The sequence below is a fragment of the Photobacterium proteolyticum genome, from assembly GCF_001939735.1.
GTDB lineage: Bacteria > Pseudomonadota > Gammaproteobacteria > Enterobacterales > Vibrionaceae > Photobacterium > Photobacterium proteolyticum.
In genome coordinates this window covers 83,712-109,588 of sequence record NZ_MJIL01000047.1, presented here as the reverse complement: position 1 = coordinate 109,588, position 25,877 = coordinate 83,712, and the positions used below count along the sequence as shown (strand labels likewise).

The window sequence follows — 25,877 nt, the reverse complement described above, 5'->3', positions numbered from 1 at the left end:
AGGCTATTGAGTGACAACAGTTCCAGTTCGTCTGGCACGTGGATTAATGTGGCTGGTACTGACAGTGTTGGTACTGGCCGCTATTGCGATTAGTGGTCTGCGTTTTTTTCTTCCCCAGCTAAACGAATATCGCGAACCTATCCGCCAGTGGGCATCTGAACAGGCGGAAATGCGCCTGGAGGTGGCCCATGTAGAAGGGCGGTGGCAAAACCTTGGCCCTTCTCTGGTGTTGAAGGGGGTGAGTGTTGACGCAAGTGATGACCCGGGCTCCATTGTTCGGGTCGGTGATGTTGAAATGGAGTTTGATATGCTCCGTTCGGCGTTCGAGATGCGGCCTGTGTTTAAAAATGTGCGTATTGATCAGCTCAGCCTGGATCTGACACGCTTTTCCAGTTCTATGTTTGGCCGGGATACCTCGTCACAGCCAGCCGCCGACACGACCAGTCAAGCCGCAACGATCAAACAGCTAGAAGAGCTGTTTTTTGTCCAGCTGGGCAAGTTTTCGCTGCGCAATGCCGATATCACTTTGCTCTCTCCTGCCGGGGATACAAAGCGTATTGATATCAGCGAGCTGAAGTGGGACGGTACTGGCGGCCAGCACCTGGCTGAAGGGGTGATCAGTATTGCCGATACCCACTTTAGCCAGATGCGAGTGATTGCTAACTTATCTGCCAGGCGCTCCCTGCCTGAGCTGTCGGGCAGTATTTATATCCAGTCCCAGAACCTGTCGATCACGCCGTGGCTTAACAAGCGTATGTTGGGTGGCATTGATATTACCGGCAGTAATATCAATGCCGAGTTGTGGCTGAATTTGCAAGACGGCAAGGTATTGAACAGCCTGGCAAGGCTGGATAACAGCTACCTGCGCTGGCGTGAGGGCGATGAAAAACATGAGTTCAGGATTTCTAAGGGCCGGGTAGGATTATCCCCGGTTGCTCTGGCCGAGGGAAAAACCGGCTGGCGTATTGACAGCGATCAGATGCTTCTGCAAACCGACAATCGGCTGTGGCCAGCCTTTGATATCGCGGCGCAGTGGGAGCCTGAGCGCTGGCAAGTTGCATTGACCAGTCTGCCTCTTGACCAGCTGCTGCCGTTTGTCAGCTTCCTGCCGGAAGACAATACAGCTGGTGAGATACTCGCCAAGCTAAAGCCGTCCGGTCAGTTGGATGATATCCGAATCGCTGCTGACGGCGATCAGCCACCGCGCTTTTCGGCCGATCTTAAAGCGTTTGGTATGAAGCAGTGGGAACTGCTGCCTGGCATGAACAAGCTTGATGCCAGGCTATCAGGCAGCCTGGCCAGCGGAAAAGCCGTGCTGGCGCTCAATGATGATGTGCTGCCTTATGGAGAAGTGTTTCAGGCCCCGTTAAATATCACTACAAGTGAAGTGACCGCTTACTGGCAGGTCGGCGATGACGGCTGGCGCTTGTGGAGTGACGCCCTGTCTGTATCGACGCCGCATTTAACTGCCGATGGCCAGTTCCGCCTGGACTTTCCTGCTGAGGCACCTGCCTGGTTGTCATTTTACGGTGAAGCGACAGCCCATGATGCTGGTGAAACGTGGCGGTATTTGCCGACGCTGGCATTGGGGCGGGAACTGACAGATTACCTGTCGACGGCTATTCGTGGTGGTAAGGCAGAGCGAGCCCAGCTGCTATGGTACGGTGAGCTCAATGACTTCCCCTACAGCAAAGGCGAGGGGGTTTTTCAGGCCAAGGTAGCTTTGCGTAAGGGCCGCTTTAGTTTTGATACGGCATGGCCTGAGCTGACTGAACTGAAGCTGGATCTGCTGTTTGAAAATGATTTTATGTACCTCGATGCCAGCCATGCGAAAACCATGGGAGCGACGGCATCCAAGGTCACCGGTGAAGCCGAGCTTAGCGAAGATGGCCATCTCAAGTTGGCTATTGGTGTGGATGCCGATGGTCAGCAGGTGCGTGATTATATGCTGGCGACACCGCTGGTTGACTCGGTCGGGGCGGCGTTGACGACGGTCCAGGTCAGTGGTCCGGTAAGCTCGCAGTTTAAACTGGATATTCCTTTTGACGGCAGTGATGTACGAGCATGGGGCTCGGCGAGCCTGAAAGATAACCAGGTTGCCATGGACGCCCCGCCACTTCAGTTGGATAAGGTCAGTGGCAGCCTGAGTTTTGATAATGATGTCATCAAGGCCGATGATATCCAGGGCATGTTACTCGCCCAGCCTGTTGTTTTCGGTTTTGATGGCAAGAGCGTGGACACGGGGTATCAGGTGGGTGTTAAGCTGGATGGGGACTGGGATGTCGCTACCCTGCAACAACAGGTTGATGATCCTCTGCTGGCCCGCGTGAGCGGCCATAGCCGTTGGAACGCCAAGGTAGGCGTTAATTTGCACGATACTGGGTTTGACTACAATGTTGACTTGCTGGCCGGGCTGGCTGGCGTTAACAGCAAGCTGCCGTATCCGCTGCAGGTGTCGCCGGGGACTAAGCAGCAGGCAACACTGGCTGTATACGGTAATGCAGAATCGTTGACTGGTAATATCGTTGTGCCTGATGCCACTTACCAGGCGACAATCAATTTAGTGCCTGAGCGCTTGAAGATAGAGGCCAGCGAGCTGTTGGTCGGGAAAGGAAAATTACGCTCTCTCGCGCGGGGGAGCCACTCGCTTCGGATTCGCAGTGACTACCTGGACGGTGACCGTTGGGTCGATCTTATTGGAGAGGTTGATGATAAGACGGCACAAATGGCCCAGGCCGGACAGCCGACAGTCATGCCGGAGATCCCCAACCCAACCCGGGTAAATGCGCGCGTTAAGAAGCTGAAATTGGCGACGTTAAACTGGAATGAGGTTGACCTTGCGATGCGCAGGCAGCCTGCACAGTGGCATATTATTCTGGGTAGCCGGGAAATGACCGGCGAGGCGTTCTGGCCTGATGGTGCACCGTTGAGGGTGACGCTGGAGAAAATGCACTTGAACCTGCCAGGGTTGGATGATGTTGAGGAGCTCCCGCGTAGCAAGTACAAGCCGCAGCAGGATATCCCGCCGGCGACCGATTTTGACCGCTCTATGATGGCGAACATGCCGGAGATTGATCTTACGCTTCAGGATGCCTGGCTACAGGGATACCGGCTTGGCAAGGTCACCGGGAAGTTGCGCCGGGAAGGCACTATGCTGGAGCTACAGAACCTGCTGATTGATTCAGGCACGACCTCGCTGAGTCTGGACGGGCACTGGATGCTGGACCATGATCAGAACGAAACCCATATTGCTTTCGACATTGAAGGTGACAATAGCTCAGACTTGATGGGGCGGTTTGGTGTTTCCGGCGGGATCCAGGGGGCGAAGTTCAGTAGCTATGCCTCTATTCAGTGGCAGGGCGCACCATGGGCGATGCACCGTGAAACCTTGACCGGAGAAATGAAATCAGAAACCGGCAAGGGAGTGATCAGTGATGTCGGCGGTGCCGGGCGCTTGCTTGGCCTGTTCAGCTTAGATTCGATCGTGAGAAAAATGCAGCTCGATTTCTCGGGGGTGTTTGACGACGGGTTGGCCTTCAACTACATCAGGGGCTCTGGCAGGATTGAAAATGGTCAGTTCGAGAGTGATGATATAAAAATGCAGGCACTGGCGGGTGATATGTATATTACCGGAAGTGCTAACCTTGTTAATGAAACGGTCGATGCGAAAGTGAAGTTCCTTCCTGACTTTACGTCTGGAATACCGGTGCTGACGGCTTTTGCGGTGGCGCCGCAAACTGCTATTTTTGTGTTTGCCATTTCAACGGCGTTATCGCCGGTGCTGGATGTCTTCACCCAGATTAACTATGCGGTCACAGGGCCGATTGATTCACCGACGGTCACCGAGAAGTCTCGTTTTACCGGGGAATACACCGTGCCGGAAAAGCTGAAGGAACAACAGAATCAGTCAAAATAACAATGGAATAGTGGTCTTTGTCGGAAAAGGAAGCAAATGATGGCAAAAGTGGGCGTTGTACAAATGAATTCAGGCGCGGATCCTGAAGCCAATTTGCGGCAGCTGAAGAAAAAGCTTAAAGGGTTGCAGCTACAAGGGGCAAAGTTGGTCGTAACCCCGGAGAACTGTCTGGTCTTTGGTTCCCGTGAGGACTATCAACGCCATGCCGAACTTCTGGGCGAGGGGCCTTTGCAGGAAGCCCTGTCGGCGATGACCCGGCAGCTCGGGATCTGGTTGCTGATAGGCTCAATGCCGATCCGGCAAACTGACGGGGCCATCACCACCACCGCGTTGCTGTTTGATGACGAGGGGCAGTGTCAGGCATCTTATGATAAGTTGCACATGTTTGATGTCGAGGTTGAAGATCAACATCATAGCTACCGCGAGTCTGATACGTTCCAGCCGGGACGAGAAATCAAAGTTGTGCCGACGCCTTTTGGAAATATTGGATTATCAATCTGTTATGATATTCGCTTTCCGCAGCTATATACCGCTTTGAGAGAGCAGGGGGCCGATATCATTGTGGTCCCTGCCGCGTTTACCAAGGTGACCGGCAAGGCGCATTGGGATGTACTATTACGTGCTCGAGCTGTGGAGACGCAGTGCTGGATTGTCGCAGCAGCCCAGTGGGGCGAGCACAATGAAGGCCGGGAAACCTGGGGTCATTCGATGATTATTGATCCGTGGGGGCAGGTAGTCGCCTGTCAACAACAGGGAACCGGTGTATTGACAGCCGATCTGGATTTAAATTTAAGCCAGACCATCAGAACAAATATGCCAGTGCTGAAGCATGCTCGCCTGGGCGTGCATCAGCGATAGGTATCTTAGAAGAGCAAAGTAAATGACTCTGGAAACAGTAGAAAATACCATGCTGACTCAGTCAGGCCTGGGACGTGATGAATTAAGCCAAACGCTGGGGCTGATTGCAGCTCGGGACGTAGACTATGCTGACATTTACTTTCAGTCCTGTTGGCATGAATCGCTTGTGCTGGAAGACAGCATCATCAAAGATGGTTCATTCAACATTGACCGTGGCGTAGGGGTTCGAGCCGTTGCTGGCGAGAAGACCGGCTTTGCCTATTCTGATCAGATCAACCAGCTGGCACTGAACCAGAGTGCCAAAGCTGCCCGGGGCATTGTCCGCGCGGGCGGGAATGGCAAAACTCAGGCCTTTAGCCCTGTTAGCGCCTCCGGAATATATGCGCCGGTTAATCCGTTGGGTAGTTTTGACAAGCACCAGAAGATAGCCTTGCTTGAAGAGATTGACCGTTATATTCGAACCAAAGAGCCTCTGGTCAAGGAAGTGTCCGTCAGTATCAATGGCGTCTATGAGCAGGTCTTGGTCGCTGCATTGGACGGTACCTATGCGGCGGATATTCGCCCGCTGGTTCGTTTATCCATTAGCATCCTGATTGAGAAGGGTGACAAGCGTGAGCACGGCAGTGCCGGGGGCGGTGGCCGCTATGGTTATGAATACTTCCTCAGTGAAGAAAATGGTAAATCCATTGCACTGAACTATGCCGATGAGGCGATTCGTCAGGCGCTGGTCAACATCGATGCTGACGCCGCACCTGCAGGCACCATGCCGGTAGTACTTGGTGCAGGCTGGCCTGGCGTACTGTTGCATGAAGCGGTGGGTCATGGCCTGGAAGGTGACTTTAACCGTAAAGGCTCGTCCATGTTTGCCGGCCATATGGGCGAGCAGGTGACCTCGCCGCTGTGCACCATCGTCGATGACGGCACGCTGGTGGATCGCCGGGGTTCGATTAACATCGATGATGAAGGCACACCGGGCCAGTACAATGTACTGGTAGAAAACGGCAAGCTGAAAGGCTATATGCAGGATAAGCTCAATGCGCGTCTGATGGGCGTTGCGCCGACGGGGAACGGCCGTCGTGAGTCCTATGCCCATCTGCCGATGCCCCGTATGACCAATACCTATATGCTGCCGGGTCAGCATACGCCGGAAGAGATCATTGCCAGCGTCAAGCAGGGGATCTATGCCCCTAACTTCGGCGGCGGCCAGGTAGATATTACCTCGGGCAAGTTTGTCTTCTCGGCCTCGGAAGCCTACCTGATAGAGAACGGTAAGGTGACACGCCCAATCAAGGGAGCGACCCTGATTGGCAGTGGTATTGAAGCCATGCAGCAGGTCTCTATGGTCGGTAATGATTTGGATATCGACCGCGGTGTCGGCGTTTGCGGCAAAGCGGGCCAGAGTGTGCCGGTCGGTGTCGGTCAGCCGACGCTGAAGGTGGACTCCATGACTGTTGGTGGTACGCAGTAACGCTGCAGCGGGAAAGGAAATATAAAAATGCCAGCACGGAAGTGCTGGCATTTTTCATGGTACCGGTTTGAACTGTGGTGTTGCTAGTCTTCCAGGTACAGCGTTTTGAGGTACTGGAAGATTTCACGGTATGCCTTGGCCGGCTTGTTTTGCGCTTTCTCTTTGTTCGCCTGACGAACAAGTTGGCGCAGGCGCTGGCGATCGGCATCAGGATGGTCAACCATGATGGCATTGATCATGCTGTCGCCGTTCTCGATCAGCTTGTCGCGTTTTTGCTCCAGCTTTTTCAGGGCAACCGTTGCCTGCGAGTGCTTGTTGCGCAGCATGTCCAATGCTGCCTGGATAGGCTCGACATCGACCTGACGCATCAGCTTGCCAATTCGCTGTAACTGACGGCGGCGGGCTTCGTTTTTGAAGCGCTGCGCATCTTTGACAGCTTCCAGGAGATCTTCGTCCAGCGGAATTTTCGCCAGTGCATTGGGTTTAAGCTCGACAAGCTCCTCCCCGACTTTTTGCAGGGCTTCCATGTCGCGTTTCATCTCGGACTTGCTTACCCAGATGATTTCTTCTTCCTCTTCCCAAGGGGCTTTTTGGTTTTTACGGCTCATAATAGGCTCACTAAAGAAGGTAATGGCTCTATTTTATCAGTTTAAACATGATTTGGGGCGCAAATTCCTTACAGGCGGTGTTATCCTATATGTAATACTAAATAGGGCACTTATCAGCGTTTGCTGTTGTGCTGCTGATTATTTTCATGATCTTCATTTCATTAAGCCACATAAGCGTGCTTAAAGTAACGCCATGAAATGGTTGTCATTCTCTGAGTAAGTAAAGATATGGACGTAAGAGAACAGGTTGCGCAGCAGCGTGTAGAACTTGAAGCGGCGGTTGCCAAAGCGTTGGAGTTGGCAGGCAAACAAGCTGATGCTGCCGAGGTTGCTATTAACAAAACGACGGGTATCAGTGTGTCGACACGCATGTGTGACGTCGAAAATGTGGAGTTTAATAGTGACGGGGCATTGGGGATCACCGTCTATCGCGGTCAGCGTAAAGGCAGTGCCTCAACCTCGGATCTCAGCGAGAGTGCGATAGCCCAAACTGTTGCAGCAGCGCTTGATATCGCTCGTTACACGTCTGAAGACCCGTTTGCGGGACCGGGCCCGAAAGAGCTGATGGCCAAGGACATTCCCGATCTTGACCTGTTCCATCCTGACGAGCCGGAGCCCGATCATGCTGCGGCTATTGCGATTCAGGCCGAGCAGGCGGCGCTTGATTATGATCCCCGTATCAAACAGAGTGACGGTGCAAGCTATGACAGCCATTACGGTGTTCGTGTCTATGGCAATAGCCACGGCATGCTGGCCAGCTATGCCTCAAGCCGTCACAGCACCAGTTGCTGCGTGATTGCCGAAGGCAAGAATGGCGAGATGGAGCGAGATTACAGTTATACCACGGCCCGTCGTGCCTCTGACCTGTGGCTGCCTGAGCGGGTTGGTCAACATGCCGCAGAACGTACGGTAGGACGGATAGACCCGCAGAAGCTGTCGACGCGCGAGGCGCCGGTGATGTTCGCGGCCGATATCGCGACCGGTCTATTTGGCCATCTGGTAATGGCGATCAGCGGTTCGAACCTGTATCGCAAGTCTTCTTTCCTGTTGGATAAGCTGGGTGAGCAGATCTTCCCTGAGTGGATGAACATCAGCGAGCGGCCACATATCCTGAGAGGAATGGCAAGTACGCCTTTCGACAGCGAAGGTCTGGCGACACATGATCGCGAAATCATTCAGGACGGGATCTTACAAACTTACCTGATGACCAGTTATGCCGCGCGCAAACTAGGCCGACAACCAACCGGGCACGCCGGTGGTATCCATAACTGGCAGGTTAAGTCCACGGGTGAAGACTATAGCCAGATGCTGAAGAAAATGGATCGTGGCCTGTTGGTGACAGAACTGATGGGTCAGGGCGTTAATATAGTCACCGGTGACTATTCGCGCGGTGCGGCTGGTTTTTGGGTGGAGAACGGTGAGATTCAGTTCCCGGTCAGTGAAGTGACGATTGCCGGTAACCTGAAGGATATGATGCAGAATATCGTCGCCATTGGTACGGATACCGAAACCCGAAGCCAGATCCAGACCGGCTCGATGCTGCTGGATACGATGAAAATCGCAGGCGAATAGTCGCTTTTTTTGAACACCCTTCCAGCCTCCCCCTTTAATAAGGGGGAGGAGCGGTTTATCTCGTCACTCGTGACTCAATACCTTTAGACAAGGAATACTGTCGCCAGCCCCAAAAAGACCGACAGGCCGATAATATCGGTGATAGTGGTCAGGGCCATCCCGCCAGCCAGTGCCGGGTCGATATTGAGTTTTTTCAGCAAAATAGGTACACACACACCGGCAATGCCCGCAACCAGCAGGTTGGTCATCATCGCGCCGGCAATGATGAGCCCGAGTATCAGGTTCCCTTTCCACAAGACCACCACACCGCCAATGATGGCAGCCCAGAGCACACCGTTAATCAGGCCGACGCGGGCTTCCTTGCTGAGCAGCCAGCGGGTGTTGGTTTCACCGATATGGCCGACGGCCAGGCCCCGGATCACCAGGGCGACGGTTTGGTTACCGGCAACCCCCCCCATTGACGGGACGATGGTCATCAGGATCGCGATGGCTGCCATTTTATCCAGCGTGTCTTCGAACATATTGGACACGGAAGCCGCGGCCAGTGCTGCCAGTACGTTAACGCCCAGCCAGATACTACGGCGTCGGGCGGATTTCATAACGGGAGCAAAGGTGTCTTCGTCATCTTCCATACCTGCCATACTCATCATGGTGTGCTCGGCATCTTCACGGATGATATCGACGACATCATCAATGGTGATACGACCGACGAGGTGGTTGTCTGTATCGATGACCGGGGCTGACAGCCAGTTACGACGTTCAAAGAGGTTGGCTACTTCGCTGTCATCCATCTCGACCGAGATTGCCTCGTCGGCATCATCCATGACTTCTTGAATTTCAATATCCGACTGGGTCGTGATCAGCGTTGATAGTGACAGGCTACCGATGAGTTGTTCATTTTGATCAACAACATACAGGGCATCGGTGGCTTCAGGGAGTTCTCCCTTCATACGCAGGTAACGCAAGACAACATCGGCGGTAACATCGCCGCGGATGGTGATAAAGTCGGTGCTCATCATACCGCCGGCCGTTTCTTCCGGGTAGGCTAGCGCCTTTTCTACCCGGTGCCGGTCGGTGGCATCCATTTGCGCCAATACTTCCTGATACTTGTCATCAGGCAGGCTACGCAGGACATAGGCAACGTCATCGGTTTCCATCCCCTCGGTGACGGCCGCCAGTTTTTCCGGCTCCATCTGTGCGACGATGCCGTCTTTTACATCTTCCGACAGTTCATCGAGAATTTCGCCCTGCTCTTCGGGATCGGTTAGCTGCCATAAGACCTGGCGTTCTTTAGGCGGAGAGGCTTCCAGCAGGTGAGCGATATCCTCCGGCTCCATATCCTGGAGCATTCGGCGGACATGGACAAACATGCCGTTTTCAAGCGCTTGATTAACTTCTTGCAGCGTCTGATGCGTCTGATCTTGTTCTAATACATCCGCCATTGGTCGTGGTACCCCAAATTACTCTGATGCCGGCCGCCATACTCTGAACTGGTGATTGAGGTGAACAGAGAATGCCAAGAAGGCATTGCTGACTGTTTAGCTTGGTCTGCTTAGTTTAGTCTGACGGCGCAATAAGCTGAATTTTAACGTAATAGTGCAGTGGTTGTCTCACCAGATCTGAGAGGAAATAAAGATTTAATCTGCAAGAGGAATAGCAGGGGGGGCAGGGAAAGAATGATTATGGTTTAGTTCGGATTAAATACGTTCACAATCATTCGTGTTCACAGCCCAATTGGCGAAGTTAACTTCACTGTGGCAACTAGCTTTCTTCGTCAAAGCCTGCTTCTATCAGCTCGGACACGGCTGATAATGCGGCTTCGGCATCATTGCCATCGGCGCTGACGCAGATCTGCTGGCCCTGGGCCGATTCGAGCATCAACAGCCCCATTACACTGTCGGCGGTCGCACTTTTTTCGTCATTGCTGATAGTGACAGTGGACTCGAAGCTTTGTGCCAGCTCAACCAGTTTGATAGCGGCCCGGGCATGCAGGCCCAGACGGTTTTTGATAAATAACTGCCGGGTGAGGACGGTCATGATTTTGCTTCCAGCGTGCGGTGGCGAACCTGGATCTGGTGGCCTTCATAGCGAAAATGCTCTGCCAACTGCTGGGCGATATAAACAGAACGGTGCTGGCCGCCGGTACAACCAATGGCAACCGTCAGGTAGCTACGGTTGTTCTTTTCCAGCATTGGTAGCCAGGTTTCAATAAAGTTACGGATCTGGTAAGTCAGCTGAGTCACTTCCGGGTGCCCGGAGAGATACTCTTTTACGCCCTGATCCAGGCCAGTCAAAGGTTTGAGCTCGGGAACCCAGTGGGGATTGGGCAAAAAGCGCACATCAAAGACGTAGTCGGCATCTGTGGGTATACCGTGCTTGAAGCCGAACGACTCAAACACCATGATCAGCTCACGCGCATCGCGGCCCAGAACTCGGGAGCGAACGGTTTCACTGAGATCGTGAATGGACTGGTTGGTAGTATCTATGACCAGGTCGGCATGAGCCTTGAGCTCTGCCAGACGCTCACTCTCCGATTGAATGGCCTGCTCCAGGCTCATGTTGTCCCGAGACAACGGGTGCAGGCGGCGGGTTTCGCTGTAGCGCTTAACCAGCTCTTTGTCATCGGCATCAAGGTAGATCACATTGACGTCCAGCTCGTCACTGAGAGAATCCAGTGTTTTACGGATCTCTTCAGGCTCGTCGGGCATATTGCGAACATCGATGCTCACTGCGATATCCTGCTGGTCGCTATTCACCGTGCTGACAAGCTGGGGCAGCAGGTTGACCGGTAGGTTATCAACACAGTAATAGCCCAGATCTTCCAATACCCGCAGGGCAATTGATTTTCCTGAGCCGGAACGTCCGCTTACGACCATTAACTTCATGGCTGGTATACCTTAAATAACGGGAGTGAAGTGGTGATCATTATGAATCACAGGTGAGGATTTGATAAAGCTCTTCATCGCTTTTTGCGGTGCGTAGCTGTTTACAGACTTGTTTATTACTTAGCTTTTCAGCCATGCTAGACAGGGTTTTCAGGTGCTCTTTGCATTGAGCATCCGGAACGAGAAGGGCAAAGAGCAAATCGACCGGCTGGTTGTCTATGGCATCGAACTGGATGGGATCCTGACATTGGATCAGGACGGCAATGGCCTGATCACTGTTGTTGATCCGTCCATGGGGAATCGCAATACCGTTGCCGATGCCCGTACTCCCCATCTTTTCGCGGTTGAGCATACACTCGAACAGCGGCTGGGGATTTTGGTCTAGATGCTCGGCGGCGATTTCGCTGATGATTTCCAGAGCGCGTTTTTTGCTGGAGCAGTGAACTGCACTCTTGGTGCAGTCCAGGCTCAATACAGTACTCAGTTGCATGATCAGTGGCTATTGAGTTTATCTTTGTGTTTGTTTAATTGACGGACCAGTTTATCAGTTAATGCGTCAATAGCTGCATACATATTTTCTGAATCCGCTTTCGCGTGGATTTCCCCTGCGTTAATGTGCAAGGTCGCTTCTGCGACCTGCTGCAATTTTTCAACATTCAGAATCACATGGACATTATTAATCTTATCAAAAAAGCGTTCCAGCTTATCGAACTTGGTATTTACGTAATCACGTAAAGACGGGGTAATTTCGACATGGTGCCCTGTGAGATTAATTTGCATAGACATCTTCCTTCTGTTGGCGTCTGACTAGAGCAGACGTTTTCGCTGATTAGACGGCGGAATACCTAGCGATTCACGGTATTTGGCGATCGTTCGCCGCGCTACCATGATGCCCTGATCCGCCAGCAATGTCGCAATTTTACTGTCACTTAGTGGCTTCGCCTGATTTTCAGCGGCAACCAGTTTCTTCACCAGTGCCCGAATAGCGGTCGAAGAGCACTCTCCGCCATTATCCGTACTAACGTGACTTGAGAAGAAATACTTCAATTCAAAGATCCCGCGTGGGGTGTGCATATATTTTTGCGTCGTTACACGGGAGATCGTCGATTCATGCATGTCCACTGCCAGTGCAATATCATTGAGCACCATCGGCTTCATGGCTTCCTCGCCATATTCAAAGAAGTCCTGCTGGTGTTCAACAATGCAGCGGGCGACTTTTAGCAGCGTCTCATTGCGGCTTTCAAGACTTTTGATCAGCCATTTGGCATCCTGCAGATGCGTGCGGATGAACTGGCTGTCAGCACTGTTGCGGGTGTTTTTGCTCAAGGCCGCATACTGTTGGTTAACACGGATACGCGGGACGCTATCGGGGTTGATGCTCACGACCCATTTGCCATGATCCTTGAAGACGGAAACGTCCGGCACCACATATTCGGTTTCGGAGGCCACAACCCGGTTGCCCGGACGAGGGTCCAGATCATGGATCAACTGCATTACCGCTTTCAGCTCGGCTTCTTTGAGCTTGGTCTCGCGCATCAGCTGGCGATAGTCTCGGTTTGCAAGCAAATCTATATGCTGGTTGAGAAGGGTTTTGGCCTCATTCAACCAGGGAGTATCTTCCGGGAAGGTGGCGAGCTGCAGCAACAGGCACTCCTGCAGGTTGCGCGAGGCAACCCCGAGCGGGTCAAACTGCTGTACCCGTTTCAGGACGGCTTCGACCTCGTCAAGCTCAACCTCTTCATTGCCCAGACTTTCGAGGATCTCGTCGGCGGAGCAGGTGAGGTAGCCCTTGTCATCAACCGCGTCAATAATTGCGGTGGCGATAGTCAAGTCGGTCTCGGTGAAAGGTGTCAGCTGTACCTGCCACATCAGGTAGTCTTGCAAGCTCTCGGTGGTTTCACCCTGGTAGACGGGCATATCATCATCGATGGCGATGCCAGTACTGCCGGTGCCGGCACTATACACATCATCCCACGTGGTATCGACAGGGAGATCCTCCGGCATTTCGCGTTGCTCAATGACTTCCGAGGTATCAAAAGGCTCCGGATCACTGCCTGATTCCCCTTCCTGAGTTGAAATTTCACCGCTGTCCTGTCCGTCCGCCTTGTTTTCTTCGGTGGTTGGCGTGGCTTCATTGCTATTCTCATCCAGCTCCAACAGCGGGTTTGCGTCCAGTGCTTCCTGAATCTCCTGCTGGAGATCCAAGGTGGATAATTGCAACAGGCGAATGGCTTGTTGCAACTGTGGCGTCATTGCCAGTTGTTGACCTAGTTTGAGCTGGAGCGAGGTTTTCATATATGCGTATGTACCTTGTTGTTATCTTTTGTTGTGGTGCCAACTACGGCTTTAACATCAGCAGTCATCAAGCCTTTACCCATTGGCCCCTGGTACGTCCTTATAAATAACTATAGACGGAACTGGTCGCCCAGATAGACTCGTTTTACGTGCTCATCATTAAGAACATCACTCGGCGAACCGTGGGCGATAAGCTGCCCCTGGCTAACGATGTAGGCATGTTCACAGACATCGAGGGTCTCTCTAACATTATGATCGGTGATCAGTACACCTAGCCCACGATCACGCAAATGTTCGATGATCTTTTTGATGTCGATCACAGATATCGGATCGACCCCGGCAAAAGGTTCATCAAGCAAAATGAACTTCGGGTTGGCGGCCAGCGCGCGGGCGATTTCAACCCGGCGACGCTCACCCCCCGATAATGCCATGCCTAGGCTATTACGAATGTGCTGGATGTGGAATTCATCCAACAATTCTTCTAATTTATCTTGGCGCTGGCTCTTACTGAGCTCCTTGCGTGTCTGCAGGACCGCCATCAGGTTGTCGTGAACCGTCAGCTTGCGGAAAATGGAGGCCTCCTGCGGCAGGTAGCCTATTCCCATTCTCGAGCGGTTGTGCATCGGCTGCAGGCTGATATCCTTCCCGTCAATGGTAATAGTGCCCTCGTCCCGTGCAACCAGGCCGACAATCATATAAAAAGACGTGGTTTTACCTGCACCGTTCGGGCCCAGCAAGCCGACGATCTTGCCTGAATGCACTTCCAGGCTGACGTCTGAAACGACTTTACGGCCGTTATAGCTTTTAGCTAAGTGTTCTGCTTTTAACGTTGCCATAATTGTCGCTTATTTCTTATTACTGTTCAGCTGGTTAGGCTGCAAAATGGTGGTAACGCGCTTCTTCTTGCCACTTTCTGCAACGAGCTTCTGTTCGTCAATCTTGTAGCTGATGACCTTGCCCTGAATTTCGCTGCCTTCCTGGATCAGGATAGCCTCGTCAGTCATTTTGAGGAATTCGGTCGCCGTTTCATAGCGCATTTTACGGGCGGCACCGTCAATCGGTTTGCCGTCATCCATAACCTGGTGGAAGGTCGCAGGGTTGCCATAGGCATCGATGGTCTCTTTGCCTTCGGTGCCTGCCGGACGTGTTACTACGACCTTGTCGGCTCGGATATCAATACTGCCCTGACGTAACACCACATTGCCGGTGAAGGTAACGATATTTTTCTGAATATCGAGCTGTTGGTTGTCCGAGTTAATATAAATCGGCTGCTCTGTATCGTTACTTAATGCCCAGCTTGATGCACTGATACAAAGGCAGAGCAGGGTACTAATTTTGTAAAGCTTCATATCTACCTTTTACATTTTTTAATAAGGTCGCCACACTGCGCTCAATGTTTCCCTTCATACCCGTGCCTTGGTTCTGGAAGGCCGTACCGGTAATGAGTACTGGGTCGGGAGTGTCGAAATCTTTGCTGATCAGGTCAAGCCGCAGGCTTTCCGTCTGAATTATCTTGACGGCAGATTCTGGCAACAGGTTAAAAATACGGACATTGCCCGTCATTTGCAGTACCTGATTCTTGTCCAGCCTGGCGGTGTTTGAGCTGATACGCCATTCGGTTTCGGTACCATCGCGATACACCCACAGCACGGGTTCGACAAAGTCGGTATCGCCACTTTTGCTAAAATGTTCCAAATACTCAGAATCTATCTGATAGCTGCGCAGACCAGATTCGTTAAACGAGGTGTTGACGACGGCATTGCCAGTGAACAGCGGCTTTTCTGCGTCGGGCTCCACCTGAACATCACCCCGCCATTGCTTTTCCAGCAGGTAGTAGCCAGTCCATGCACATGAAAGCAATAGCAATGCATAGAATAGCCTTTTCAAGGTCATATACTTAAGCCTTTATGTTTATCTAATTCGCCTTTTGCTTCAAGGATCAAGTCACAGACCTCGCGCACGGCGCCAAATCCGCCCTGGATCCGGGTGACAAAGTCAGCCCGGCGAGCGAGCAGCGGATGTCCGTCTGCTACGCATACAGACAACCCGACTTTTTCCATGACCGGCCAGTCTATCAGATCATCGCCGATATAGGCGGTATGGGCCGGATCGATACCCAGGTTTTTCTCGATATCGGTATAGGCGGCAAGCTTGTTGTCCTGCCCCTGGTATACGTGCTTGATTCCCAGTGCTGACATACGGTTTTCGACAATGGCTGACTTGCGGCCGGTAATAATGGCAATCTCGACCCCGGCGGCCATTAGTGACTTGATACCGTATCCGTCACGGGTATGGAACGTTTTCAACTCTTCGCCGTCATTGCCCATGTAAATCCGGCCATCGGAAAAGACACCGTCAACATCGCAGATCAGTAACTGGATATTTTTTGCCTGCTGATAGACGGTTTGACAGACCTGACCATAAATAGTTTCGATTTGCATCACATGACTCCGGCTTTTAGCAGATCGTGCATATTAAAGGCGCCAACAAGGCGCTCGTTTTCAGTGACCAGCAAACCGCTGATTTTACGGTCTTCCATGAGCTTCAATCCTTCCGCGGCCAGAACTTGGGGCGAGATTGTTGCCGGGTTGCGGGTCATGACCTCGCCGATGGTGGTATTGTGGATGTCGATTCGGTTATCCAGCAGGCGACGTAAATCTCCGTCGGTAAATACGCCGCTGAGCTTGTGCTCGCGGTCGATAATCGCCGTCATTCCCAGCCCCTTGCGGGAGACTTCCAGCAAGGCGTCTTTAATCGTAGCCTGCTCGGTGACAATCGGCAGCATCTCACCGGTATGCATCACATCGGCAATCCGCAGCAGCAATTTACGGCCAAGTGCACCGCCCGGATGGGACAGCGCGAAGTCATCGGCGGTAAAGCCACGGGCTTCCATCAGGGCAATTGCCAAGGCATCCCCCATGGCCAGTGTCGCGGTTGTACTGGATGTTGGTGCCAGGTTCAGCGGACAGGCTTCCTGCTCAACGGTGATTTGCAGGTGGGTTTGCGCCAGTTTGGCCATGCTGGACTCAGGTTTGCCCGTCATACTGATTAACGGGATCCCCAAACGTTTGATGACTGGCAGCAGGGTCAGGATTTCTGATGCTTCGCCTGAGTTGGAAATCGCGAGCACGACATCGCCTTTTTTGATCATCCCCAGATCGCCATGACTGGCCTCACCCGGGTGAACAAAGAATGACGGGGTGCCGGTACTGGCCAGCGTTGCGGCAATTTTGTTGCCGATGTGGCCAGACTTGCCCATTCCCATCACGATGACCTTTCCGGCACAACTGGCAATGAGGTGGCATGCTTCACTAAAGCTGCCGTTGATATACTGGGCTAGGTTCTGTAAGGCTTTGGTTTCGATGTCGATAACTTTGCGGCCAAAATCGCAATAATCAAATGTATCAGGCATAGCTCGGGTCTCCGTTAAGCCGCTAAATTGTAAAACAGATAGACTTGATAGGCGACAAAGCAGCAAACCAGCACAGCGCCTTCCACTCGGTTGATTCTGCGACGTTTTCCTAGCGCCATCAATACCAGAAGTACCGATACGCCAAGCATGACGTAAAAATCGCGCCCCATCGCCAGCGGGCTGAGCACCGAAGGGTTGAGAAGGCCTGGGATCCCCATCACGGCAAGAATATTGAATACGTTGGAGCCGATGATATTACCGACGGCCATATCGTCCTCGCCTTTATAGATGCTGGCGATAGAAGCGGCCAGTTCTGGCAGGCTGGTGCCGATTGCAATGATGGTCAGACCGATGACCAAATCGCTCATGCCAAAGAACTTGGCAATCGTGACGGCAGAGTCGACCAGCATGCTTGCCGCGTAAGGAAGCAGTACCAGGCCGATCACAACCCAAACCAAGGCGGCTTTGTTGCTCACGCCTTCCGGGATTTCCGACTCTTGCTCATCGGCAAGCGGATCGCCGGCGTCCTTGGCGTTTCGGCTGATTTTTAGCATTACCAGCAGAAAGATGACGAACAGCACTACGAGCAGTACACCTTCGATGAAGCCGAGGTGGCTATCCCAGAGTAAAGCGCCAGCGAGAAGAGTGACTACCATCATCAGGGGAAGCTCGCGGCGGATGATACCGGAACTGATCGCCAGTGGTTTAATCAGGGCTGTCAGGCCAAGGATAAGCGCGATATTGGCAATGTTAGAGCCCAGGACATTACCCACGGCGGTGTCGGTTTTACCCTCAAGCGCCGCTGTTGCCGAAACCATCATTTCAGGTGCCGAAGAGCCCATGGCAAGAATGGTCATTCCTATGACTAATGGTGCTACACCGAGATTCTTTGCCAACGCAGCGGCGCCAAAAACGAGTCGGTCTGCACTCCATACCAGTAGAGTCAAACCGATACAGAGCAACACAATGGCTTCGAGCATTCTTATCCCTTTTTCGTCAATCTTTATTTTATATAGAACTTAGGGGGGCAATTTTGACGGTTCGTTGACTAAAAAGAAAGGAAAAGCCGCGACAAATTGAGCAGAGCAAGAAGTTCTTGTCGTACTTTGAACCATTCTTTACCCAAAATGTCCGAGGTAACTGAATGTCGCGTTGCGTCTTATCGTGTTGCCAGCAATGACAAAAAACAATATGTTGGGCGCCACATTATGAACTGATGGCGAGACAATGAAATTGCACAGATCTTACAGTTCGCGTCTTGAGTTGGTTGCGTAATGTACCTATGATCGATGCCTGGCGTATAAATCATTAATTATATTAACCATATCGCCCCAAAATTAGAGGGCGCGGAATGCGAACTAAAGGCCTAATAGGCCGACAGGATGGCTATGGAACCGACTGAAGCACTAGTTTCGATCAAAAATATGACGTTTTCGCGTGGTGAACGCAAAATTTTTGATGATGTGTCTCTGGATGTGCCCAAGGGAAAAGTTACGGCCATTATGGGGCCGTCCGGAATAGGAAAAACCACCTTGCTGCGGCTCATCGGCGGACAGATCCAGCCAGATAGCGGCGAGGTGTGGTTTGAGAAGTGGAATATACCGACGCTGAACCGCAGCGAGCTGTATCAGGCGCGTAATAAGATGAGCATGTTATTTCAGTCCGGGGCGCTGTTCACGGATATGACTGTCTTTGACAATGTTGCTTTTCCGCTAAGGGAGCATACCGATCTGCCAGAAGATTTATTGCGCACACTGGTATTGCTAAAGCTCGAGTCTGTCGGCCTGCGGGGCGCGGCACAGCTGATGCCGAATGAGCTGTCGGGCGGGATGGCCCGCCGGGCCGCACTGGCTCGGGCGATAGCCCTGGATCCCGACTTAATCATGTACGATGAGCCGTTTGTCGGCCAGGATCCGATCACCATGGGAGTGCTGGTTACTCTGATCCGCAGTATGAACCAGGCGCTGGGGATCACCTCGGTCATTGTGTCCCATGATGTTCCGGAAGTCATGAGCATTGCCGATCATGTCTATCTGCTATCGGGAGGCAAAGTTATCGGTCAGGGCACCCCTGACGAATTGCGGGCAAACCCTGATCCGCGGATCCGACAGTTTCTGGATGGCTATGCCGACGGGCCGGTGCCATTCAACTACCCGGCTCAGGCGCTGAGCGCTGACCTGTTTGGCATGGCGGAATAATTGCGTGATGTGCAAGGGCACGTCAGGAATAACATAACGAATAAGGTAATTATCAAGAATGATAGCGGATTTTGTTGCACGGCAAGGACGGCGGGGCATCGATAAATGCCAGGCTGTCGGGCGTGCGAGTTTGTTGCTGTACGGGGCCTTGGTCAGCAAACCACAACCGAGGAAAATGCTGCCGCTGCTGATTAAGCAGCTGTATTCGGTCGGGGTACTGTCGGTTGCCATTATTTTGGTGTCCGGCCTGTTTATCGGCATGGTGCTGAGCCTCCAGGGCTACATTGTGCTGATTGACTTCGGTGCCGAAACGAGCCTGGGGCAAATGGTCGCCCTGTCGCTATTGCGCGAGCTGGGGCCGGTGGTAACGGCACTGTTGTTCGCCGGTCGGGCCGGTTCGGCACTGACGGCTGAAATTGGTTTGATGAAGGCAACCGAGCAGCTATCAAGCATGGAAATGATGGCAGTGGATCCGTTGCGCCGGGTGATTGCCCCTCGCTTCTGGGCCGGTGCGATTTCGATGCCGTTGCTGTCGCTGCTATTTTGTGCCGTGGGTATCTGGGGCGGGCAGCTGGTTGGTGTTGACTGGAAAGGTATCGACTATGGCAGCTTCTGGTCGGTGATGCAGTCGTCGGTCGAGCTGGGCTATGACATTGGCAACAGTATCATCAAGTCAGTCGTGTTTGCGATCACCGTGACCTGGATTGCGGTGTTCAATGGTTATGATGCGGTACCGACATCGGAAGGGATCAGCCGGGCGACTACACGCACGGTAGTGAACTCGTCACTGGCGGTATTGGGATTGGATTTTGTGCTGACAGCATTGATGTTTGGCAATTAAGCAAGCGATCAGCGGAACGTTGGGAATAAACGGATGCAACAGATAAAAAAATTAGAATTGTGGGTTGGTAGCTTTGTACTGGCCGGATTTGCAGCCTTGTTGGTATTGGTATTCAAAGTAGCGGATGTGCAGAACATCGGTGGCAATGAGTCTTATACCCTGCAAGCGCATTTCCATAATATCGGCGGCCTGAAAGTTCGCTCGCCGATTAAAGTCGGTGGCGTGACCGTCGGCAAGATCAGCGATATTACGCTAGATACGGAAAGCTATGTTCCGGTCGTCACGCTGTCTATCGAGAAAAAGTATGGTTACTTTCCAGAAACCAGTTCGGCTGCCATCCTTACATCAGGGCTGCTGGGCGAGCAATATCTGGGTATCGAGCCTGGGTTTATTGACGAAGATATCGACATGCTCGGCGACGGTGACTTGATCGAGGACACCAAGTCGGCACTGGTTCTGGAAGACATGATTGGCCAGGTGCTGTACAGCATCGGCGGTGACAGTAAGTAATAGGGGATATGATGAAACTCTTTCGATATATATTGGTGATGCTGCTATCGCTTCCACTGGTTGCCCAGGCTGATACGGTAAATCGAACGGATCCTTATCTGATGATGCAGACGGTCTCCCAGAATACGTTTGATCGTCTGAAAGCGGAAAAGAATCAGATCCAGCGCAACCCGGAATTGCTGCGCAGCATTGTCCGGCAGGAGCTGCTGCCGTATATCAATACCCGCTATGCGGCTTATAAAGTGCTGGGGCCACAGCTGAAAAAGACGACAGCAGAGCAAAGAAACAACTTTGTCAGCGCCTTTACCCATTATCTGGTTGCGTCCTACGCCCAGGTGCTGACTCAGTATACCGATCAGGATATCAAGATAGAGTCACCGAAGTCAGTGCCGGCCAGTCGCAAAATTGTGTCGGTTCGGGTCGACATTCTTGATACCAAGCGCCCGCCGATCCGCCTGGACTTCAAGCTGCGCAAGAACAAGAAGACCAACGAGTGGCAGGGCTACGATATGGTGGCCGAAGGCGTCAGCATGATCTCGACCAAACAGAGTGAATGGAGCGGTCAGCTACGCACCGAAGGGATTGATGCAGTAACAGCGAACTTGAAAGAACTTGCGGCGAAACCAATACGCCGTGAGGACAAAAACAATGAGTAAGCCTAAGATTGAGTGGCGAGCTCAGGAAAATGGGTATTATTGCTTGTCAGGGGCACTGGAACGTGACACAGTTCCAGCCTTTTGGCAGCAAAGACATGAATGGATGCCACAGGATGCCAGGGTAAAGCTCGATCTTGCTGCTTTATCGCGGGTAGACTCGGCGGGCATGGTGATGTTGCTTCATATATACCAACAGCTCAGCAGTAATGGCAGTGAACTGACGTTATTAAACGTGCCGGAACAGCTGGTTACCTTGCTTCGCCTGAGCCATGTCGAATCAATGTTAGCTGCTTGTATTGACTAAGTGGCAGAGAGGATAGCTTGTGGAAATTTCCGAAATTAAACAAATTCTTGAAAATGCCTTAGAACTTGATGAAATCATTGTTAAAGGCGAGGGCAGCCACTACGAAGTGATTGCCATTGGTGCCATGTTTGAAGGCATGAACCGCGTTAAGAAGCAGCAGGCTATCTATGGTCCGCTGATGGGACAGATTGCGGCGAATGATATTCACGCCCTGAGCATCAAGACATTCACGCCGGAAGAGTGGGCGCGTGATAAAAAGCTGATGTCGCTGTCCTAAGAGGTTAATGATGCAAAAGTTTCGAATCCAGGGCGGTGGCCCATTAAGTGGCGAAGTCTCCATTTCTGGTGCTAAGAATGCAGCATTACCGATTTTGTTTGCTTCTTTGCTGGCTGAAGAGCCTGTTGAAGTCGCCAATGTACCCAAGCTCCGTGATATCGATACCACGATGGAGCTGCTCAGTCGTCTGGGCGCCAAGGTAAGCCGAAACGGTTCGGTGCATGTTGATGCCAGTGGTGTGAATGAGTTTTGTGCCCCGTACGAGCTGGTTAAAACCATGCGTGCGTCTATCTGGGCACTGGGGCCATTGGTGGCGCGTTTTGGTGAGGGGCAGGTTTCTCTGCCTGGTGGTTGTGCGATTGGTGCCCGTCCGGTTGACCTGCATATTCACGGCCTTGAGCAACTGGGTGCCCAGATTGCACTGGAAGAAGGCTATGTCAAAGCATCGGTAGACGGTCGCCTGAAAGGCGCGCATATCGTGATGGACAAGGTCAGTGTCGGCGCGACGGTGACCATTATGTCTGCCGCAACGCTGGCGGACGGTAAAACCGTCATTGAAAATGCTGCCCGCGAGCCTGAGATTGTTGATACCGCCGATTTCTTGAATACGCTAGGTGCCAAGATCACCGGTGCCGGCACCGATACAATTACGATTGAAGGTGTCGAGCGACTGGGTGGCGGTTACCACGAAGTGGTTGCCGATCGCATTGAAACCGGCACATTCCTGGTGGCCGCGGCTGTCTCCGGCGGCAAGATCATGTGTCGTCATACCAGGCCGTCTCTGTTGGAAGCGGCGCTGGCCAAGCTGGAAGAGGCGGGTGCGCTTGTCGAAACCGGCGAAGACTGGATCAGCCTGGATATGACAGACCGAGAGCTGAAAGCGGTAAACATCCGCACGGCTCCGCACCCGGGGTTCCCGACAGATATGCAGGCGCAGTTTTCGTTGCTGAACCTTATTGCCAAGGGCACGGGCATTATCACCGAGACGATTTTTGAAAACCGCTTTATGCATATCCCTGAGCTGATCCGGATGGGCGCTCATGCCGAAATCGAAGGCAATACGGTTATTTGCGGTGATACCGATGGCCTTAGCGGTGCCCAGGTAATGGCAACCGACTTGCGTGCCTCTGCCAGCCTGGTGATTGCCGGCAGCATTGCCGAAGGCGAAACGATTGTTGACCGAATTTATCACATTGATCGCGGCTACGAGCACATTGAAGACAAGTTCAGTGCGCTGGGTATGAAGATTGAGCGTTTCAGCGAATAGAGTTTACTAGCGTTTAATTGCTGGAAAAAAGCCTCGCATGCGAGGCTTTTTTTTTGCTGTCCGTAACTCGTTGTGAGAAAAACTAGTACCGGTTGGGCTCATCGGCAATCACGACAGACAGCGTTATCGGCGCGCCGTTACGCAGTACTTTCATCTCGACGGCATTGCCGGGGCGAAGCTCGGTCACAATATCCAGAACATTGCGCCGGTCAGTCACCTTCTTTCCGTCAATCTCGATCAAAATATCCTGCATTTTAAACCCGGCCTTGGCTGCCGGACCGTTCGGATCCATGCCCATTACAATGATCCCGCTGATCTGATCGGCATCGTACAGGCGAGCCATCACCGGGTTGATATCCCTGGCTTCAATGCCGATATAGCCGCGGATCACCCGGCCGTCGGCGATCAGCTTGTTCATGATCTTCTGGGTCAGCTCGTAAGGGATCGCAAAGGAGATGCCGTAGGTTTCGATATCCGTTGCCTGCTGGAAAGAGGCGGTATTGATGCCGACTAGCTCGCCACGGGTGTTGACCAGTGCTCCGCCGGAGTTGCCCTCATTGATCGCAGCATCGGTCTGGAGAAAATCCTGGCGGCCGTAGAAACTCATGCCGGAGCGTCCGGTAGCTGAAATGATGCCGTAGGTCGTCGTCTGGCCCAGGTTATACGGGTTACCGATGGCCAGCACGACATCCCCGACCGCAGGCTTGTAATCCGGGCTCAGCGGAATAACCGGCAGGTTTTCGGCCTGGATTTTCAGAACCGCCAGATCGGTTCGCTGATCTTTACCGATGAGCTGGGCGGTAAAAATACGGCCGTCCTGTAAGGCGGCAATAACCTGATCGGCTTCGGCCACGACATGGTAGTTGGTTACTATGTACCCCTTGTCGCTCATGATCACGCCTGATCCCAGCCCCTGGGTACTTAGCTTGAGTCGGTCTTCGGCATTGTAGCGGCGGTTATAGATATTGACGACGGCAGGGGAGGCCCGGCGAACCGCAAAGTTATAGGATAGCTGGAGTTGATCGGTCGGGGCGGGAGCCAGTGAAACAGGCGGTTGGATCATTTGGGTGCGAAGTTCTGGAAAAACAACGAGCAAGGCAATAGCTGTCACGACGCCAAGTAAAATGGACCGACGAATAAAAGCCAGCATGCTTGCTCCCTTGAAATGAAAATAGTGCCTGTGCACGAAGCGTGCATTCTATGAATTATTCGCACGAGGATATCACTACAACGACTAGATACCAAACCCTACCAGGCACTTAGACGGCGGTACTGGCGATGTTGTACTGTGATGGTATTTCTTTTCAAGGGGAAGTGGCGTGGTGAATAGATGTTTCTTACAGACGATATATTGTAATGCGGCAGGGTGGAAAATCGGGCCATTGCTGGCCCGATATGCGGTGTTAGCGGATGATCAGGTACAGGATGTTATTGTCACGCTTCACCTCGAGCGCCAAGACATTCGGTTCCTGTTCAAGTGCCTTGCGCAGCTCGCCAAGATTGCGGATTGGCTGGCGGTTGAGACCAAGGATGATGTCATCTTTTTGTAGACCGTAACGTGCTGCCAGGGATTTCTCGTCAATGCCGGTGACTTTCACCCCTTTGACACCGTCATTGGCGGTCGTATTGGCAAACTCGGCGCCGGCTAGGCCGGAGTGGAGGTTTTCTGCTTTGACCTTGCTCTGGCTGGCTTCCTGCAGAACCACCGAGACGGTTTGTTCCTTGCCGTCACGTACGATACCCAAGGTTGTTTTCTTGCCTGCGCCCAGTGTGGCGATTTTTGCTCTAAGCTCACCGAAGGTACGGATTTGCTTGCCGTTAACCGAGACGATGATATCACCGGCTTTCAGTCCGGCCTTTTCTGCGGCAGAGTCAGGCATAACCTGATTAATAAAGGCGCCGTGGTTGGTTTCATAACCAAACGCTTCTGCCAGCTCGGATGTCAGCTCGCCGCCCTGAACACCCAGAATGCCGCGTTTGACCTCACCGAACTCGATGATTTGCTCGGTCAGGTTTTTCACCATATTGACCGGAATAGCAAAACCGATGCCGACATTACCACCGTTAGGACCCAGAATGGCGGTATTGATACCGACGAGTTCACCGTTGAGGTTAACCAGTGCGCCACCCGAGTTGCCGCTGTTGATTGCCGCATCGGTCTGAATAAAGTTCTCAAAGTTTTCGATATTGAGTCCGCTACGGCCAAGGGCGGAAATAATGCCCGAAGTGACGGTTTGGCCCAGCCCGAACGGGTTGCCGATGGCAACGGCAAAATCACCCACACGCAGGCTGTCGGAATCAGCCAGGTTAATGGCGGTCAGGTTCTTGGTCTTGTCGAGTTTTAGCAGCGCGATATCTGACATCTCGTCGCTGCCGATCAGCTCGGCAGACAGTTCTCTGCCGTCATGGAGCTGAACCATTATCTTGTCGGCACCGTTGATGACATGGTGGTTGGTAACAATGTAGCCCTTGTCCGCATCGACGATCACACCGGAACCCAGTCCGCGGAACGGGCGTTCGCGTAATTGCTCTTCGGGGAATTCAGGGCCAAAGAAGAAACGGAAAGTTTCTGGAAGACGTTGCCTGGACACTTGCTTGCCCTCGACGGCAATGCTGACAACTGCCGGTGTGACTTGTTCCAGCATCGGCGCGAGGCTAGGTAGTTGTTGGCTATTGGTTGAAAGAGGTAATGCAGCAGTTGCCGTGATAGGGGTAATAACAGAACTGATGCCGAGTGCCAGTGCACTGAATACAAGCAAAGGTTTTTTCATTATTACTAAACTCCGGTTTACAAGTAGTAGTACCATTCC

26 protein-coding genes are annotated in these 25,877 nt (G+C 52.6%); 11 read left to right on the top strand and 15 right to left on the bottom strand.

What is annotated here, in order from left to right:
• Positions 1 to 10 precede the first annotated feature (10 nt).
• Genes BIT28_RS04300 through tldD form a run of 3 tightly spaced genes read left to right on the top strand, consistent with a single transcriptional unit; the run spans position 11 to position 6,242 of the window.
• Positions 11 to 3,916, top strand: a complete 3,906-nt coding sequence (locus BIT28_RS04300; protein WP_075762405.1) for a YhdP family protein — start codon at positions 11 to 13, stop codon at positions 3,914 to 3,916.
• A gap of 39 nt (positions 3,917 to 3,955) precedes the next feature.
• Positions 3,956 to 4,774, top strand: coding sequence for a carbon-nitrogen hydrolase family protein (locus tag BIT28_RS04295; protein ID WP_075762404.1), 819 nt, complete (start codon positions 3,956 to 3,958; stop codon positions 4,772 to 4,774).
• A 22-nt stretch (positions 4,775 to 4,796) separates the two neighbouring features.
• On the top strand, positions 4,797 to 6,242 hold the full coding sequence (tldD, locus tag BIT28_RS04290) for a metalloprotease TldD (protein ID WP_075762403.1): 1,446 nt from the start codon (positions 4,797 to 4,799) through the stop codon (positions 6,240 to 6,242).
• Positions 6,243 to 6,325: 83 nt separating this feature from the next.
• Here tldD and yjgA read toward each other — a convergent pair whose 3' ends face one another.
• Positions 6,326 to 6,850: a ribosome biogenesis factor YjgA gene (gene yjgA, locus BIT28_RS04285; RefSeq protein ID WP_075762402.1), complete on the bottom strand. Its 525-nt coding sequence runs from the start codon at positions 6,848 to 6,850 to the stop codon at positions 6,326 to 6,328.
• A 228-nt stretch (positions 6,851 to 7,078) separates the two neighbouring features.
• On the opposite strand from yjgA, the gene pmbA reads away from it, so the two are divergent.
• Positions 7,079 to 8,422, top strand: a complete 1,344-nt coding sequence (gene pmbA, locus BIT28_RS04280) for a metalloprotease PmbA (protein WP_075762401.1) — start codon at positions 7,079 to 7,081, stop codon at positions 8,420 to 8,422.
• An 83-nt stretch (positions 8,423 to 8,505) separates the two neighbouring features.
• Here the strand turns inward: pmbA and mgtE are convergent, their stop codons facing one another.
• The 12 genes from mgtE to BIT28_RS04220 form a co-directional block, all read right to left on the bottom strand.
• Complete coding sequence (gene mgtE, locus BIT28_RS04275) at positions 8,506 to 9,864, bottom strand: magnesium transporter (RefSeq protein ID WP_075762400.1); 1,359 nt, start codon at positions 9,862 to 9,864, stop codon at positions 8,506 to 8,508.
• 319 nt (positions 9,865 to 10,183) lie between these two features.
• Positions 10,184 to 10,459 (bottom strand): HPr family phosphocarrier protein, encoded by a 276-nt coding sequence (locus BIT28_RS04270; RefSeq protein ID WP_075762399.1) that lies wholly within the window; start codon positions 10,457 to 10,459, stop codon positions 10,184 to 10,186.
• Complete coding sequence (gene rapZ, locus BIT28_RS04265; RefSeq protein ID WP_075762398.1) at positions 10,456 to 11,307, bottom strand: RNase adapter RapZ; 852 nt, start codon at positions 11,305 to 11,307, stop codon at positions 10,456 to 10,458. Before rapZ ends, BIT28_RS04270 begins: the two co-directional genes overlap by 4 nt.
• A 40-nt stretch (positions 11,308 to 11,347) precedes the next feature.
• Complete coding sequence (ptsN, locus tag BIT28_RS04260; RefSeq protein ID WP_075762397.1) at positions 11,348 to 11,797, bottom strand: PTS IIA-like nitrogen regulatory protein PtsN; 450 nt, start codon at positions 11,795 to 11,797, stop codon at positions 11,348 to 11,350.
• Between the two features lie 2 nt (positions 11,798 to 11,799).
• A complete protein-coding gene (hpf, locus tag BIT28_RS04255; protein WP_075762396.1) occupies positions 11,800 to 12,087 on the bottom strand; it encodes a ribosome hibernation promoting factor in 288 nt (95 codons plus the stop codon).
• Positions 12,088 to 12,114: 27 nt separating this feature from the next.
• Positions 12,115 to 13,602, bottom strand: a complete 1,488-nt coding sequence (locus BIT28_RS04250) for an RNA polymerase factor sigma-54 (RefSeq protein ID WP_075762395.1) — start codon at positions 13,600 to 13,602, stop codon at positions 12,115 to 12,117.
• Positions 13,603 to 13,712: 110 nt separating this feature from the next.
• Positions 13,713 to 14,438, bottom strand: coding sequence for an LPS export ABC transporter ATP-binding protein (gene lptB, locus BIT28_RS04245; RefSeq protein ID WP_075762394.1), 726 nt, complete (start codon positions 14,436 to 14,438; stop codon positions 13,713 to 13,715).
• A gap of 9 nt (positions 14,439 to 14,447) precedes the next feature.
• Complete coding sequence (lptA, locus tag BIT28_RS04240; protein ID WP_075762393.1) at positions 14,448 to 14,951, bottom strand: lipopolysaccharide transport periplasmic protein LptA; 504 nt, start codon at positions 14,949 to 14,951, stop codon at positions 14,448 to 14,450.
• The gene (gene lptC / locus BIT28_RS04235) at positions 14,932 to 15,495 is read right to left on the bottom strand and encodes an LPS export ABC transporter periplasmic protein LptC (RefSeq protein ID WP_075762392.1); all 564 of its coding nucleotides are present in this window, start codon (positions 15,493 to 15,495) and stop codon (positions 14,932 to 14,934) included. Before lptC ends, lptA begins: the two co-directional genes overlap by 20 nt.
• Complete coding sequence (kdsC, locus tag BIT28_RS04230; protein WP_075762391.1) at positions 15,492 to 16,043, bottom strand: 3-deoxy-manno-octulosonate-8-phosphatase KdsC; 552 nt, start codon at positions 16,041 to 16,043, stop codon at positions 15,492 to 15,494. The genes lptC and kdsC overlap by 4 nt, the downstream gene beginning before the upstream one ends.
• Positions 16,043 to 17,014: a KpsF/GutQ family sugar-phosphate isomerase gene (locus BIT28_RS04225; RefSeq protein ID WP_075762390.1), complete on the bottom strand. Its 972-nt coding sequence runs from the start codon at positions 17,012 to 17,014 to the stop codon at positions 16,043 to 16,045. The genes kdsC and BIT28_RS04225 overlap by 1 nt, the downstream gene beginning before the upstream one ends.
• A 14-nt stretch (positions 17,015 to 17,028) precedes the next feature.
• Positions 17,029 to 17,994: a calcium/sodium antiporter gene (locus BIT28_RS04220; RefSeq protein ID WP_075762389.1), complete on the bottom strand. Its 966-nt coding sequence runs from the start codon at positions 17,992 to 17,994 to the stop codon at positions 17,029 to 17,031.
• A 408-nt stretch (positions 17,995 to 18,402) separates the two neighbouring features.
• Between BIT28_RS04220 and mlaF the strand changes: the two genes are divergently transcribed.
• From mlaF to murA, 7 genes are read left to right on the top strand one after another with little or no spacing between them, the layout of a single operon-like run.
• Positions 18,403 to 19,212 carry a phospholipid ABC transporter ATP-binding protein MlaF gene (gene mlaF / locus BIT28_RS04215; protein WP_075762388.1) on the top strand — a complete coding sequence of 270 codons (810 nt, stop codon included), beginning with the start codon at positions 18,403 to 18,405 and terminating at the stop codon, positions 19,210 to 19,212.
• Positions 19,213 to 19,270: 58 nt separating this feature from the next.
• Positions 19,271 to 20,053, top strand: a complete 783-nt coding sequence (gene mlaE, locus BIT28_RS04210; protein ID WP_075762387.1) for a lipid asymmetry maintenance ABC transporter permease subunit MlaE — start codon at positions 19,271 to 19,273, stop codon at positions 20,051 to 20,053.
• A 33-nt stretch (positions 20,054 to 20,086) separates the two neighbouring features.
• Positions 20,087 to 20,563 carry an outer membrane lipid asymmetry maintenance protein MlaD gene (gene mlaD / locus BIT28_RS04205; protein WP_075762386.1) on the top strand — a complete coding sequence of 159 codons (477 nt, stop codon included), beginning with the start codon at positions 20,087 to 20,089 and terminating at the stop codon, positions 20,561 to 20,563.
• Positions 20,564 to 20,574: 11 nt separating this feature from the next.
• Positions 20,575 to 21,219 (top strand): phospholipid-binding protein MlaC, encoded by a 645-nt coding sequence (mlaC, locus tag BIT28_RS04200; RefSeq protein ID WP_075762385.1) that lies wholly within the window; start codon positions 20,575 to 20,577, stop codon positions 21,217 to 21,219.
• The gene (locus tag BIT28_RS04195) at positions 21,212 to 21,523 is read left to right on the top strand and encodes an STAS domain-containing protein (protein WP_075762384.1); all 312 of its coding nucleotides are present in this window, start codon (positions 21,212 to 21,214) and stop codon (positions 21,521 to 21,523) included. The genes mlaC and BIT28_RS04195 overlap by 8 nt, the downstream gene beginning before the upstream one ends.
• 19 nt (positions 21,524 to 21,542) lie before the next feature.
• Positions 21,543 to 21,800 carry a BolA family iron metabolism protein IbaG gene (ibaG, locus tag BIT28_RS04190; protein ID WP_075762383.1) on the top strand — a complete coding sequence of 86 codons (258 nt, stop codon included), beginning with the start codon at positions 21,543 to 21,545 and terminating at the stop codon, positions 21,798 to 21,800.
• 10 nt (positions 21,801 to 21,810) lie between these two features.
• Positions 21,811 to 23,067, top strand: coding sequence for a UDP-N-acetylglucosamine 1-carboxyvinyltransferase (murA, locus tag BIT28_RS04185; protein ID WP_075762382.1), 1,257 nt, complete (start codon positions 21,811 to 21,813; stop codon positions 23,065 to 23,067).
• An 82-nt stretch (positions 23,068 to 23,149) separates the two neighbouring features.
• Here murA and degS read toward each other — a convergent pair whose 3' ends face one another.
• Together degS and BIT28_RS04175 are read right to left on the bottom strand one after the other, a co-directional pair.
• The gene (degS, locus tag BIT28_RS04180; protein WP_075762381.1) at positions 23,150 to 24,217 is read right to left on the bottom strand and encodes an outer membrane-stress sensor serine endopeptidase DegS; all 1,068 of its coding nucleotides are present in this window, start codon (positions 24,215 to 24,217) and stop codon (positions 23,150 to 23,152) included.
• Positions 24,218 to 24,470: 253 nt separating this feature from the next.
• Complete coding sequence (locus BIT28_RS04175) at positions 24,471 to 25,838, bottom strand: Do family serine endopeptidase (protein WP_075762380.1); 1,368 nt, start codon at positions 25,836 to 25,838, stop codon at positions 24,471 to 24,473.
• Positions 25,839 to 25,877: the final 39 nt, after the last annotated feature.